This is a genomic window from Roseibium hamelinense (assembly GCF_007830545.1).
Taxonomy (GTDB): Bacteria; Pseudomonadota; Alphaproteobacteria; order Rhizobiales; family Stappiaceae; genus Roseibium; species Roseibium hamelinense.
Map to the genome: position 1 here is coordinate 35,386 of NZ_VLLF01000005.1, position 14,393 is coordinate 49,778.

Genomic DNA, 14,393 nt, shown 5'->3' on the forward strand with positions numbered 1-14,393 from the left:
AGGCGACGGAGAGGAAAGCCAAATGCAGCACTGGGGTAGGCATCGGTTGTTTTTCGCTGAAAGGCTGGTTTTCGCGGCCGCCATCGGCGTGGGTGTTGCAATACCATCCGATTCCACAGCCGCCCAACCTATCGATACGTGTCTGCGCGGAGCAAATACCGCAAGCGGAGAATTCGGCGAGTTGAAGCATACGCCGGGCGAATATGGCATCACCCATATCTACCCTTCGGCAGAGACCTATCGATACCTCGCCTCAAAAGGCATGAACACGGTCCGGTTGCCGTTTAAATGGGAACGCATACAGCCAGAGCTTTTCGGTGATTTCGACCCCAAAGAGTTCGGCCTGTTTCGAGAAAGTCTAGAGGCGGCAACCGCAGCAGGTTTGGCGGTCATCATCGATCCGCATACCCACGCAAAATACTATGGCAACTCGGTCGGTTCCGTCGAAGTGCCTATTGATGCGCTCGCCGACATGTGGCGCCGCTTTGCCGAAATCTATGCAAACCGGCCTGACATCATCTTCGGAATCATGAATGAACCGGTCCATATTACCGCCCGAACATGGCTGGAAGCCTCCAATCTGTCAATCGCCGCCATCCGAAACGCGGGCGCGAACAACTTGATCCTGGTACCTGGAACGATTTGGACAGCCGGACATCATTGGTTTGATGATCAAGTCGGCGGTTCGAATGCAGAGGTCATGCTCGAAACGGCTGATCCGGCGAAAAACTTTGTTTTTGAGATCCATCAATATATGGACGACAATTTCTCAGGCACAAACCCGTCCTGCCCCCGAGTAGAAGACGCGCTAGCCTCTCTTGAAAAATTTACGGAATGGCTCGAACAGCACGGACACAAGGGGTTTTTAGGCGAGTTTGGCGGCACCCAAACGGATGCATGCCTGAAAGGCCTTGGTAAAATGGTGACCTTCATCGACGGCCGACCGGATACCTGGATTGGTTGGACCGTATGGGCGGCAGGTGAATGGTGGGGCGATTACCCCTATTCCATTCAGCCCGACAATGGTTTGGACAAACCTCAAATGGCTGTTCTTGAGACACTGTTGCAGCTCGATCCCGTTGGAGCGAGCGTCTGCACCTATCCAGCCGGATCAGTTATGGCCGAGTGACATGGTGCAAGGACAAAAACCGGTCCCGCTAAACTTTGGCTCGACCTGCGGCCTGTTGCGATTGGCAAGCTCGGACCATGGCATCATTCTTCTGAATGATTACGGTTATGAGGGGATGTGCGCCCGCCGCAGCATAACCCTTTGCGCGGAAACACTGCAAACAGCCGGCTATTCCGTGGTTACTTTCGATTATCCAGGGCTCGACAACGCCCTTGACGATCCGGCCGATATTGACAGCATGCGTCAACACATTGCTTGCGTTGCCAGCGCCAAGAATGCACTTGCAGATGCGGCCGGGGTTCAAAAATTAACGCTCTTCGGGCTAGGCTACGGTGCCCTTCTGGCTTCCGAATACATCAGCCAAAACGCTCAAGAGATTCAAGCCTCTGTGCTCGCGGCACGTCCTGTAAGCGGGCGCATGTTTTTACGTGAATTGCAACTCCGCGCCAGGATGGTGCGCGAGGTCACGGGGGTCGACCCGGATGCCGAGGACGGCGCTTCGTTGAACATCGCAGGTTTCGCGGTATCAGACGCGCTCGCCACAGAAATTAAAAGCTGGAAAGCAGGCTCGCTCAACTATCCCGCAAGCCTGCCGACGCTGATGTGCCCGCGGCCCGGCCGTGATAGGGAAATCGACGATGCGAACAGGATCATGGCGCTGAACCAACAAAGCCGAACTGCGGTGTTCTCCGGCTATGACGCATTGATGCTTGATCCCACTGCGGCAGTTCATCCCGATCGAGATTTCGCTGAAATGATCGACTGGATTAAACGCACGGTTCCCGCTACCCGATCTTCGAACGTTTTGCCGGCATCCATGCCGCGTGCTCACCCACTCTCATCATCCGATTTTGAAGAAAAGACAGTGGTGTTGGGCGAAAGTTCCTACCGGATCGGGACTTGGTGTAATCCCGCTTGCAAGCTGACAGGCGACCCCGTTCTGTTTTTCAACGGCGGAGCTGGGCCGCGCGCTGGATGGGCGCGCACCGTCACCCGGGCTGCGCGGTGGTTGGCGGCGCAAGGGATACCATCGCTACGTCTGGACGGCGCAGGGATCGGCGACAGTCCCAAAGCGCCAGACACCCCCGGCATTCCACACTATCATGAATGCCAACTGGCCGACGCAGCCGCCGGGCTGGCGTTTTTGAAAGAAGAAGGATTTGCACATGCGGTTGCCGCAGGGGGCTGTAGCGGCGCTTATCTGGCCTTGCGGAGCGCGATTGCGTTTCCGGAAATCAAAGCTGTGGTGGCCGTCAACCTTCAGCGCTGGATTTGGGATCCACGCGAAGACGTTGCAAACGCCCTGCGCTTCGATCACACCACAACGAAGGACTATGCGAAAAAACTCTTCGACCGTGGTAAATTGCGAAAGCTCGCAACTGGCAACATAGCCGCGGTGCCGATGGCGAAATTCATTTTGCAGCGCGGTCTTCGTAAAGCCGACTACAGGACAGCGCCTTTTGTCGGGCGGTTGACCACATTCGGACGGCTATACGCTCAAAGCCACCAAGAAGCGCGCGAACTGAATGCGCGGAATGTTCCACTCGACTTTATTTTCAGCGTTGGTGATCCGGGCGCTTATCACATGGAGAACATCTTTAGCACCGGCCTAAAAAAGACCAGCCAGTATGGCAATATCAACGTATTTTGGATTTCGGGCGCAGACCACAACCTCACCAACATCGAACATCGAAAAATCTATCTCGACAAGTTGGTTTCGGCGGCACGAATGTCCTTCAAGAATTCGAAAAGCGCTGCTGCCTAACCGGAACCGTCATGAGTAATAGAGACTGGCGCGGACCCATTCAAAGGTTTCAGTCGAACGCTATGCAAACCTTGCGCACCGCAAAGCGGTGAGAACGTCAGCGTCTTGCGCACACCGGGGGCGAGATGGAACCAATTGTCAGATGCCAAGTGCCCCTCGGCCATAACCTCCACGCTTTGCGCGAACCGGTCTGTCTCCACCTCCAGAACAAACATCCCCTCGCCGGATGAAACAAGACTGCCCAACAGCTGCGGAGCCTCATTGGGACGCAGCCTGTTTGCAGTAAAATGAACCGCGTCGGCAAGGGTCGTTCCTGTCCGAGGATCAACGAGACGGGCAACTGTTACGTCGTGGGATAATGGACCGAACCGGTAGGCGTAGTTCACGTCGAAAAAGGCGCCGATCAAGTCAGTTGCAAAAAAAGACAAGGACCCGCGTGTTGGCACGTCTACGACCCTTTTTCCGCCAGCGACTTGCATCCGCCCCTCGCGCAGACAAGATAGGGACAATTCCAGCTTGAACGCTTCCGCATGGTCATTGACCACATGGATCATCAGCCCGTTTGTGCCTTCGTCGGTCATTGTTAGAGCGAGAGGACGAAAGGCGCGTTTCAAAGCATAATATGCCGGTTTCGGTTCACCTGCTGCATCGACAACGCCCCATCCAGCTCCAGCCCTGACGTCTTGAAAAGTCCAAACAAGCCCCCCCTGGCAGGGCGAACCGGCACGGCGCCATTCTGAGAAAACAGCCTCCATTATGTCGCCGGTCACAACTCGTGACAAATCGAGATACCGATCCGGATCTTCGTATCTGAGTTTTTGTGGCTCTACGCCGTAGAGCATTTTAAGGTAGTGATCGCGAACATCTTCAAAGTCCCACCCGACGCCCCGATCGCGCGGCACCCCGGTTTTCCAACGCGGATCATGGCCGGGTCTCACGGGCAGCTGTTTTTCCAGAAACCCTGCTGACGGCACATTGGAAAAGGCAAGGCACTCCGCCGCAAAGCGGACTTCCGCCCGGCGTACATCTTCGAGCGGGCGCTGGTAAGCACCAACCCCATAATAATGCGCGATACCTTCACCAGGCAGGAACGGCAATGCCCCCTCCATAGGGGAATTGGCGACATAGGCCACATCAGGACAGTATTGGGAAACCACCGCTGGCAGGATTTCTTCGAATAATGGTCCTTTCCAACGGTCCTCGGGGAGCCCCATCATCGCGCCTTGCTGATAGATCTCGCTGCCGCCGCACAAAACAGCAAGAGAAGGACGCCCCTGGAGTTTTGACAGCTGCTGAGTCGTTTCAGTGTTCACGCTCTCGACGAATGCCGCGTCCTTAACCGGATAGTCGTAATTGGCGAATTGAAAATCCTGCCAGACCAAAATACCGAGCTCATCGCAGATCTCGAAAAAGCTGGGTGCTTCGTAAAGCATTGTCCCGCCAATGCGAAGCATGTTCATGCCGGCATCGCGCGCCAATTCCAGCTGCGCCCGATAGGTTTGCCGGTCAGACTTAAGCCCCAAAACATCGGCATTGGTCCACACCGCACCTCTGCAAAACACAGGCACGTTATTCACACGCAGCCCAAAACCGTTACCGTCCTGTCCGGTCTCAACCGCTATGCGCCGGAAACCCGTTTGGCCGAGATCGAACTTATGGTCTCCGAGCGAAACATATACTCTATAGAGAGCCGGTTCCCCATGGGTATGAGGCATCCAGGGCCGAACTTCCGGCAAGCTTAAATACGCCTGCCACATTCCCTCTTGTGTCCGCTCCATCACGGCACTGGCCCCCGCACAAACCAGCACTGGTGTTTCATGTCCGGTATCGGCCGTGAATGCCACGCTGAGTTCGCCGAAACCCTCACGCGTGTAGTCACTTCGGATCCGAACACCTTGCAGCTGCGGGGAAACCTTATCGACGAGGTAGACGGACCGGTAGGGCCCAACGGCATGGATTTCCGGACACCATCCTGGCATATGGCCAAGGAGGGTTGTTCTGACCAATCGCAAACCTTGAGACGTTGCCAATTGTGGGCGCCAGCGTGCACGGGGACCCTTTTTTTGAAGGTGTGGAGCCAACGCGCGGCAACAAATCGCAAGTTGATTTTCGTTCTCCAATTCGACGTCGACAAGATGCTCCAGAAACATGTTATCGCTGGCCAGAACCTTCACACCATTCCAAAACACTTCGGCAATGGTGGCAATGCCTTCAAGCACGAGCGTTCTCGCGCCCTTATCGCTGCTCTTGAAAGTGGTGACGAACCAAATGTCCTTGTCATGAAGTGTTTGTGGAGCATCGGCATCGAAGCGTCCCGCCGCCTTCAAAGCAAGAGCTGCAGTTCCAGGCACCTCAGCCGCTACCCAATCGTGCGCATGACCCAATGGCGCGGGGCCGGTAAACGCATCCGGCGCCGTAATTGTCATGACCCAATTTTCACTGATTTTTTGTTTTTTGGTGCCGGCCGGTAGGATTTGGAGCATTCGATGTCCCGAAAATTCTATTTAGGCCGCCTTTTCCTGCAGTTTGCCAAAGCGGTTGTCCAATTCTTGCATCAACACATCCCAGCTTTCGACAGCTGGAGCAAGCGCCGGTTGAAGCTTGTCGAATTTCTTGCGCATCACCGCCCGCGCCAATTGGAACTGGACTGTCTTGCAGGTCGTTGAGATCTGGGCAGCGGCACTTTCGGCGTTTTCCAAGCCCTCAATTCCATTGGCTTTCAACCAGGTTAGATAAGCGCCGAACAGCTCATAATTTGCCCCGAGCTGGCGCAATGTGTTGAACGCATATAGATGGAAAAACTCAAAAGATCTCTCAGCGACCAAAGCAACTTGCTCTGGGAAGACATCTGCAAATGCTGCGACCGGATTTTTCGCCGGACGCCGTCGAAGGTGACGCTGCATGGTCTGCAGTGACCTTGACAGCAGCTCGGATGGAACCAGCTGTTGCTTCGGGAGTTTTACGAACTCGGTATAGGGTAGAAAGGGAAGTGCATCTGCCGGCATGCTACGTTGGAAAACACCGTCGAAATCATCCCCTGCAAGGCGGTGCAAACCGAGACCGTGGAAGTAGTCCATCCGCCGGTTTTCCAAATCGATCCAGTTCGGGGCGATTGTTGTCTTGCCGTGTGCTTGCCGGTATCCGACACCATGAGTATCCGGCAGGTAAAAACTATCGACTTCAACAAGCGACAAACGTCCCCGTTTGATCTGTTCGCTAACGTGGGTTTCGACGCGGTCGTAAATTGCCAGCTCGGTCACCCTAAGCCCGTAAAGGGTCTCCAGATCTTCAAGTGGCACCTTGAAAAATGTGAACTGATCGCCCTCAAAATCCTGTGTGACCGAATAAGAAAGGCAGGCCTCGGGTGGAACCCCCAAGGCTGGCAGAACCTCGATCCAGACGTCGAGATAACAGTTTGTTTCGGGCCAATCCCGTTCTGCGGAGTGCAAGGGATGACGCGAGTAGGTGAGAGCGTCAAGGTTCGGAAATACGGCTTCAGAGAGTGTGGCCAAGAGCGCTTACCCCCACAAAGCGCTGCGGACACCGCTGGGCCATGCCTCAACGTCGAAGCCGTGGTGGCGGAACAATGCAAGCGCTATGCGCTCAAGTCCAAATCCAACGCAAGCAGTATGCGCGGCTGAACCGTCCGCCTGCCGAATATTCCAAGCTTTCCCAAAATTGTCCATGTGATAGTTGAAGCTCATGCATGCCGTCGGGCGGCTTGTCGAATTCACCGGCACGACAAGCTCGAACTTAAGCTCCTGCTCGCGCTGGCTTGCCCCCATCATCTTTCCGGCACGGCCAAAAAACGGATCATTTGCCACTTCGACTTCATGCGGGAGCTCAAGGATCTGCATCATCTCCTGCCCGCGCTGCTTCCAGGTTTCGCGAAACGCCATGGCTTGGTCAGCGGACCCAACACGCACATATTCGCGCTGGCGGAACATCTGCATGCGTGCGGGGTCTTTGGAAGGTTCATGCCGGAAGCAGTAGGATTGAAGAGCGACATATGCGCCGTCCGCATTGAGTGGACCGCGTTTCGATAGTATCGGATAAAGCGGGTAGCAAGCGGCCGGCGTCAAAGCGACGTCCGTTGCCTTTTGCTTGTCCGTCCAATCCTCTCCGGCCGCAACGCATTGAAGCAGACCCATGTGGTCGTGGTCGTTTCCACAAAACGCATGCACAGTTCCGGCGAGCTGTGGGAAATTCTTCATGTACCCACTGGTTTCGAAATCGCTCAACGGCATACCGGGCGGGAATACCATAGCCTCGGTTATCTCGTCCTTGCCGAACCCAAGCGCGAATTCTTCAAAACGAGAGATAACATCTTCGAACATACCACTTCGCGCATAGAGACCGTCAACGCCGCTGTCGTGCAATATTCCTTGCGAAAACAACTGATCGAGAAACGAAACGGGAGCGTCCATAACTTATCCTAGAAGGCTCGTGTCCTGATTGCGAACCACCAGCATGTTCGAAGTGTTTCCAAGAATCCGGTCGTTCGAAATCATCAATTGCGCAGAATGCGCGTCACGCAGATGCCGACCAAGACTAAAGGGCGTGGCGTTTTTGTAACCGGCAATCCCGCAAACCAGCATACAGTGGTTGATAATGGTCAGAATGGTTTGAGACGTTCCGACCTTGATGTTGTTCATGGCAACGGAAAAGCTCATTGCATTCAAGGCATCCGAGTCGCCCTTGCAGTCTTCGAACTGCTTCAGACCAGCCACAACGTTTGATTTTACCAGCTGCAGCAAACTGGACGCCTCCGCAAGACGCAGAGCGCCCGGCGGTGTTTGCCCAGGGTTCTTTTTTGCTGCCGCCTTTACAAAGCTTTGCCCACGGGCAACTGCGTTTGCAGCAATTCCGTACCAAAGCGCTCCCCATAAAAGGTGCGAAACGGCAAGCATTGATTGTGCGGCAATCTCGGCGAAAGGCCTAGGGAGGATCTGCTCTTTCGGCGCTTCAGCTTTAAATATGTAGCCATCCGAACAGGTTCCGCGCATGCCCAGCGTGTCCCACACGGATGTCCGTTCAAGCGAGTATTGATTTTTCAGAAATACGGTTGCAACTTGGTCCGAGTGCGGCGCTTCCGGAGTGCGTCGGGACGTCACCATAATGGCGTCAGCATGGGCACCATAAGAAATCACGGTTGCGTCTTTCGTGAGCGCCGCAGTGTCTCCGTTTATCTTTATAGCGCAAATCGAATTGCGCAAATTGCCGCCAATACCCGCTTCGCTGGTTGCTGATGCGATCAAGAGCTGTTCGTCGCAGATCCGTTTTTGCAACGCTTCGTGCCAGATACTGCCGACAGCATAGTCCGCCAAACTCGCGATCTGTATTTGGTGCATTGCGTAGGTCATAGCCGTCGACGCACAGGCCTGACCAAGAATCGAGCATATCTCAGCAACTTCGGATAAGGAGGCTCCCTCACCGCCAAACTGCGGCCGGATTAAAATGCCCATAAGACGCTCGGCCTTGACTGCGTCCATACCTTCTGCCGGAAAACGTCCGTCACGATCCACCGCATCTGCAAACTCTGCGGCAACTTTTGCGGCGCGACGGGCACGCTCGGCAAAAGAGAGGGCTGATACCGGACCTGCAACGTTCATGATTTAAGCCACCTGAACATCTTCTGTGATTTCGGAAAGGGCGCCGTGGATAGCCGCAATGGATGCAAATGATTTGCGGTTGAGCAGATGCTCCGGAAACTCGACATCAAACTCTTCTTCCAATGCAAGCATCAATTGCACGGAGGCAAATGAGGAAAGACCCGCCTCGTAAAGATCGGAGTTATCTTCAAGTTCCTCAACCGTAACAGGGAGGCCACCGTGTTTTGATAACATCTCGCGAATAGTGGGAATCATGTAAAGGCGTCCTTTGTTGTTTGAGATACTTACTCAACTGCCAGCAAACGCAGCTCGTCTCCAATCTGTGGTGATTTTAAACAATATGACGAGAAATTTCTTGGTTAATTGTCAATTAAAGATAAAAAGCCGCATTACATGGTGAACAAAGACTTAAATTGACCTTGAGGTAGAATATTTCTCAATATATTTCAGAACTTTACGACTTGTCGACCCAATTCGTCTTGAAGAGACCGCAGGCCTATCACTCAAAAAGTGGCCTATCTTGACCCGGTATATTAACGAACGATTTACGTTGTTCGGGTCCCCCCGCGTCCGCAGCATGTAAATTGTTACGAGAAATGATGCACGGCCTACCCCGCCGGGTAGGCGGCCAAATCGATGTGCCCAACACCGACTGTCAAGACACCGCGGTCGATTTCGGTCCGCCGGCGATCTCGCCAAACGTGTACACGCTCCGGCTCTTGAAGTACTTCTGTTCCGACAGTCGTCCATCCAGCGATTAATTCTTTTAGAAAGGCACTGTCGGCCGCTCCGGCCGCCCAATCGGAGGTTTGTGTTACCACCTCGTATCCCGCGTCGCGGAATAAACGTTCAGCTACCTGCGGAGCATCAGGCCCTAAGGCAACACCAAAACCTTTGTCTGTTTTTTGATGGAGGTTCATCGCCTTTGTAACGACAGCATCCATCGGATCTGGCGGTTCGCACCAAGCACGCCCATCATAGGTGAGACTTGCCAAAAACGGCTTTTTACTCCCAACAACCGCACGCACCAGCTGTTCGAGGAACGCCTCTGTTACCAGATCGAGAAATGCCGATGTCGTGACACCAGAGACAGTGTCAAACGGCAGCTCATTGAGCGAAGTTGCGAGATCAACATGTCGGATTTCGAGTTCATTCGTCTCTGAAAACCGGTTATGAGCAACGCCTAAAAGCGCCGGATCATTGTCGCAAAGGATCCAACCGCTTTCGGATGACACACGATCATTCATGGCAGCTACGGTGGACCCAGCACCACTTGCCAAATCAAGCAACGGTCCGGAACCCGCAAGTTGGCTCAAAAACACGTCTTCCACTTCGCGACTGCGCGCGACAATGTCCACGGGTTCTCGCAAAGCAAGCCACTCTGCAGAAAACCCGCTCATGCGATTTCGTCCAAACAAACTCGGCTGACCACTTCGCCAAATCTTTTTGCAGCATTTTCCCAGGTCGGCAAGGCTGAAGAAGCCGCCCGGGCAAGACTTGCTTGACGTACGCGAAACGTTTCGTTGTTGATCAACTGTTCCAGCGCATCGGATAGAAGGCAAACGTCCTCAACGCCGCAGTAGGTAGCCCCTTCAACACTCAAAGTATCGGGCACTGCGCCACCGCCGCTTCCGACAACTGGAAGTCCGTGTGCCAGTGCCTCGGTGTAAGCCATGCCGTACCCTTCATATCGGCTGGCAAGCACAAACACATCGGCTGAAGAGTAAAACGAGCCCAGCAGGCTCTCATCGACGGACCCGTGAAAGGTCACCCTATCGGACAGGCCAGTTTCTTCAAGCAGCCTTAACAGATCTGCATAATAAGCCTTATCGCGAGTGGTGTCGCCGACCACATCCAAATGCCAAGCTTTGTCAGAATGCTCCGTCAAGGCGGAAAATAGCAGATCGTAACCTTTCCGCGGAACGATCGTCCCGACGCTTAGCAGCCGCACGACCTGGCAAGGTCTCTTGAGAGCAGGATCTGGCCGGTCTGTTCCAGGCTCAACGACTGAGATGCACTCCTTTGCGACTGCAAACAACGCTCCGACTTGTGCAGCAGTTGCCGAGCTTGTGACGATGACATGGGCGGCATGCCGCAAGGCTTCATTTTCTGAGGCCTTGAAGCTCTCGGCCTCTTTGGTGCCGAGACCATTTTCCTGGCAGAGTGGATGGTGAACGAGAGCAACAACCGATCGTCTTCTCGAAAGCGTCTCCACAGCAGCCGGAAGCACACCGTAGGCCAAGCCATCAACAACCAAAGCGGTGTCGAGTGGAACCGTGTTGAGAAGCGTGGCGGCAGCCTCTGCCGTTTCAATGGACGGGAACGGAAAGCCGTCGCCAAGTGGCAAGAGATCTACTTGCCACCCGGCCTGACGCAGCCCGGCAATGACCCGCCGGTCATATCCATACCCGCCGGTCGGAGTGTCGATATCGCCGGGGTAGGCGAATACGAGACGGTTTTGAACCGGATCAGCCAACGGGCGCCTCATACCAGGCGCGGGCCACGTGGGACTCGGAAATCGTGATCCGGATTGCATCCAGCTCTGAACCCGCTCGGCCAAGCCGATCAGCCTTGGCCGCAGCCGCCAGATGATCATAAATGTGCTTTGTCAAAAATTCTGTTGTTGTGTTAATTCCCTTGAACTGGGGAAGTTCGTCCAGATTTTGGTAGTTCAATGGCCGCAACACCTCTTTCAATGCTTCATGCGCACGGCCGATGTCGATCACAACTCCGTTGTTATCAAGCTCGCTTGCAAGAAACGCCGCATCGACGACGAACGTGGCGCCGTGCAGAGCCTGTGCAGGGCCGAACAACTCGCCCTTGAAAGAGTGCGCGATCATGACGTGGTCTCTGACCTCAACAGCAAACATATAAACTTCCTCGTTTTCCAGCTACTCATCAGAAGCGGGATAATCCACGACAGCGGCGATGACATCCGCATTGGCATCAAGAATGTGTGGCAGACGGGATGGCAGCTCAATAAAATCAACGTGATGCGTAACCAGGCAGTCGAGGCGAGCATCGTCAAGCAGTTCCATCGCCTTGGCAAGGCGCCTAGAAAAACTCCACCGGGCCTGCCGGTCTGAGCGAATAGATCCAACCTGGCTTGACTTCAGAATAAGCCGCCGGCTGTGAAAGTCTTGGCCAAGCTGAACATCCACCTTCTCAACGCCATACCAGCTCATTTCAATGATTTTCGCCTCGGTTCCCGCTATCTTGAAAGCAGTTTCGAGCCCGCCCGCATTTGCACTTGTATGGAATACCAAATCCTGCTCCTTGGGAGCTTCCGTTGGCATCGCGAAGCGCAGGCCCAGCTTATGTGCCACCGTTCGTCGTCCGGGATTGACGTCTACAACAGTAACCTCCGTTCCTGGCATTTGCCCGCATAAATAAGCGGTTAGTAGCCCAACCAGACCGCCACCAACCACGCAGATGTGATCGCCTGGTGAAGGCATTGCGTCCCATAAAGCGTTAAGTGCTGTTTCCATGTTTGCTGCAAGGGCAGCGCGGTCGGAGGGAACGTTCTGAGGTATCTTGACCAACTTGTCAGGCTCAGCCACAAAAACGGTCTGGTGTGGAAAGAGGCCGAATACCCGTGCGCCAATAAGACTGATTGGGCCCGCCTCGACCTTTCCAACAGCAGCATATCCGTATTTTACAGGAAATGGGAAAGCGCCTTCCTGATTTGGCGCCCGCATCCGCTCCCATTCACTCTCGGGAACTTTACCATGAAAAATAAGGCGCTCAGTACCGCGGCTGATGGCGCTGTGCAGCGCGCGAACCACAGCCACACGGTCGCCAACATTCGGGACAGGCTCCGATTTAATCTCCAATTTTCCGGGAGATACGTACCACAATGCGTCCAACGCATTCTGCGCAGCGCCAGTTTGCTCAAATTCAGTCACACGCTTGCCCAACCTATAAACTACGTCAGCTTTTCTGACGTAGATGAGGTTGGCAATAGACAAAATTTTCGAAATCGACCATTTGAAAGTCACAAATATGCGTGAGAACTCTGCTCAGCTCCTACCAAAGGTCGGCGCACTTTCAAAGCCGCTTACTCGCATTTCGGACCGCGTTATGTATTTCAGACGTCTTGTTTTTGGTTGCCTCGTGCTGATCAGTTTTGTGGCCCTTGCGGCATTGATGGCTTTCACGCTGTCCCCCGGCGGGTTCGGCATTATGGACATTTTGCTGTGGTCGAGTTTTGTCGTAACTCTGCCGTGGACAATCATCGGGTTTTGGAACGCTGTCATTGGGCTTTCGGTTATGCGGTTTTCGAGAGATCCCGCCCAAAACGTATGCCCAATTGACGCCGGCAACTTTGGCGCGCCATTGCAAACGCGCACGGCCATACTGTCGTGCATCCGGAACGAGGATGTCGAGCAACTGGAAAAAAACCTCTCCGCGATATTGTTTGACCTTTTCAAAAGCGGAGAAGCACCGGCGTTTACCCTCTATGTTCTGAGCGACAGTTCCGACGATGTCATCGCTGCCCACGAGCGCCTCATGTGCGAACGACTGTCCAAAACCTGGGGCAGCCATGTGCCGGTGACGTATCGGCGCCGTAATAGCAATACGGGCTTCAAAGCAGGCAACATCGCAGATTTTTGCGAACGCTGGGGGGATCAGCATGATTTCGCCCTGGTGCTTGATGCGGACAGTTTCATGACCGCGGACGCGATATTGGCATTGGTCCGCCGTATGGAAACCAACCCAAAACTGGGAATTCTGCAAAGCTTAGCGGTCGGCCTGCCAACCGCCAGCGCGTTCGCCCGCGTGTTCCAATTCGGCATGCGTCTTGGTATGCGCTCCTACACAATTGGCAGCGCTTGGTGGCAAGGGGATTGTGGCCCCTACTGGGGGCACAATGCCGTGCTGCGCCTGGCTCCCTTCAAAAAATATTGCAAGCTTCCGGATCTGCCTGGGACTGGCCCCCTGTCGGGGTGCATACTATCGCACGATCAAGTTGAAGCTGTCCTGATGAGGCGTGCCGGCTACGAAGTCCGGGTTTTGCCGCAAGAAGGCGGAAGCTACGAAGAAAATCCGCCGCACATCCTTGAGTTTATCCGCCGCGATTTGCGCTGGTGCCAAGGTAATTTGCAGTACCGTAGACTGTTGACCATGCCTGGCTTAAAACCCATTAGCCGGCTTCAGCTTGGCCTCGCCATGCTAATGTTCATGGGTTCTCCTGCGTGGCTGTGCTTCATGATATGTGCAGCGACGATCGGATACACCGTGAATGGTTATGCGCCATTTAGGGCAGACACCGGCCAGCTTCTGTTTTTCACCATCCTAACTATGGTATTCGCCCCGAAAATCGCAACGGTCATCGACATCCTGTTCAGACCGGCGCTCCGCCGCTCGTTCGGCGGTGGTATGCGGCTCGTGCTGAGCACGGCAAGCGAAATCATTTACTCCGCCATTCTCGCTCCGATGATGGCGATTGCGCATTCACTATTCATGGCCGGTTTGGCTCTTGGTAAGACGATCGGCTGGGGAGCACAAGCACGAGGCGTCGCGCGCTTGCCACTCTCATTGGCTGCCCGGAAGCTCTGGCCGCAAACACTCTTCGGTGTAGCGGGCACTTTGTGGATCACGACCCAACCCTTGGCCATCGTTTGGCCGGCGCTCCCAATCGCAATTGGTCCACTTTTAGCAATCCCGCTTGCTGTACTGCTGTCTTCGAAAACCGCCGGCAATATTGCTTTCGGATCGACGCTTTGGCGGATACCGGAGGAGACCGATACGCCTCAGGAGCTATTGATGCTCGACCTGCCCGTTTTCGCGCGACGGAAAACGCCGGAACCGAACACGCAGGCTGACAGCCAAAGCGTTCCGGTGGAGGCAGCATAGAAAACCGGCGCTCAGTGACGCCGGTAAATGA

12 protein-coding genes are annotated in these 14,393 nt (G+C 54.5%); 3 read left to right on the forward strand and 9 right to left on the reverse strand.

All coding sequences use genetic code 11. The annotated features are described in order from the left end of the window. Positions 1–22 precede the first annotated feature (22 nt). Complete coding sequence (locus JM93_RS11255; protein WP_145343399.1) at positions 23–1,129, forward strand: glycoside hydrolase family 5 protein; 1,107 nt, start codon at positions 23–25, stop codon at positions 1,127–1,129. A 1-nt stretch (position 1,130) separates the two neighbouring features. Next, a complete protein-coding gene (locus JM93_RS11260) occupies positions 1,131–2,894 on the forward strand; it encodes an alpha/beta hydrolase family protein (protein ID WP_145343401.1) in 1,764 nt (587 codons plus the stop codon). Here JM93_RS11260 and JM93_RS11265 read toward each other — a convergent pair. The 9 genes from JM93_RS11265 to JM93_RS11305 all read right to left on the reverse strand — a co-directional run bounded on the left by JM93_RS11265 (position 2,891) and on the right by JM93_RS11305 (position 12,411). After that, entirely contained in the window at positions 2,891–5,320 is a 2,430-nt protein-coding gene (locus JM93_RS11265) for a glycoside hydrolase family 2 protein (RefSeq protein ID WP_208995120.1), read from the reverse strand. The genes JM93_RS11260 and JM93_RS11265 overlap by 4 nt on opposite strands. Positions 5,321–5,398: 78 nt before the next feature. After that, positions 5,399–6,406, reverse strand: a complete 1,008-nt coding sequence (locus JM93_RS11270) for a DUF1839 family protein (RefSeq protein WP_145343405.1) — start codon at positions 6,404–6,406, stop codon at positions 5,399–5,401. A 6-nt stretch (positions 6,407–6,412) separates the two neighbouring features. Then, positions 6,413–7,321: an amino acid--[acyl-carrier-protein] ligase gene (locus tag JM93_RS11275; RefSeq protein ID WP_145343407.1), complete on the reverse strand. Its 909-nt coding sequence runs from the start codon at positions 7,319–7,321 to the stop codon at positions 6,413–6,415. 3 nt (positions 7,322–7,324) lie between these two features. Next, a complete protein-coding gene (locus JM93_RS11280) occupies positions 7,325–8,506 on the reverse strand; it encodes an acyl-CoA dehydrogenase family protein (protein ID WP_145343409.1) in 1,182 nt (393 codons plus the stop codon). 3 nt (positions 8,507–8,509) lie between these two features. After that, positions 8,510–8,761 carry an acyl carrier protein gene (locus JM93_RS11285; protein ID WP_145343411.1) on the reverse strand — a complete coding sequence of 84 codons (252 nt, stop codon included), beginning with the start codon at positions 8,759–8,761 and terminating at the stop codon, positions 8,510–8,512. Positions 8,762–9,114: 353 nt separating this feature from the next. Continuing rightward, entirely contained in the window at positions 9,115–9,906 is a 792-nt protein-coding gene (locus JM93_RS11290) for a hypothetical protein (RefSeq protein ID WP_145343413.1), read from the reverse strand. Beyond that, the gene (locus tag JM93_RS11295; protein WP_208995121.1) at positions 9,903–10,982 is read right to left on the reverse strand and encodes a glycosyltransferase family 4 protein; all 1,080 of its coding nucleotides are present in this window, start codon (positions 10,980–10,982) and stop codon (positions 9,903–9,905) included. The genes JM93_RS11290 and JM93_RS11295 overlap by 4 nt, the downstream gene beginning before the upstream one ends. Then, the gene (locus JM93_RS11300; protein ID WP_145343417.1) at positions 10,975–11,376 is read right to left on the reverse strand and encodes a 6-pyruvoyl trahydropterin synthase family protein; all 402 of its coding nucleotides are present in this window, start codon (positions 11,374–11,376) and stop codon (positions 10,975–10,977) included. Before JM93_RS11300 ends, JM93_RS11295 begins: the two co-directional genes overlap by 8 nt. A 21-nt stretch (positions 11,377–11,397) precedes the next feature. Beyond that, positions 11,398–12,411, reverse strand: a complete 1,014-nt coding sequence (locus JM93_RS11305; protein WP_244300816.1) for a zinc-dependent alcohol dehydrogenase — start codon at positions 12,409–12,411, stop codon at positions 11,398–11,400. Between the two features lie 160 nt (positions 12,412–12,571). Here JM93_RS11305 and mdoH point away from each other — a divergent pair, with 160 nt between their 5' ends. Continuing rightward, complete coding sequence (gene mdoH, locus JM93_RS11310; RefSeq protein ID WP_425280823.1) at positions 12,572–14,362, forward strand: glucans biosynthesis glucosyltransferase MdoH; 1,791 nt, start codon at positions 12,572–12,574, stop codon at positions 14,360–14,362. Positions 14,363–14,393: the final 31 nt, after the last annotated feature.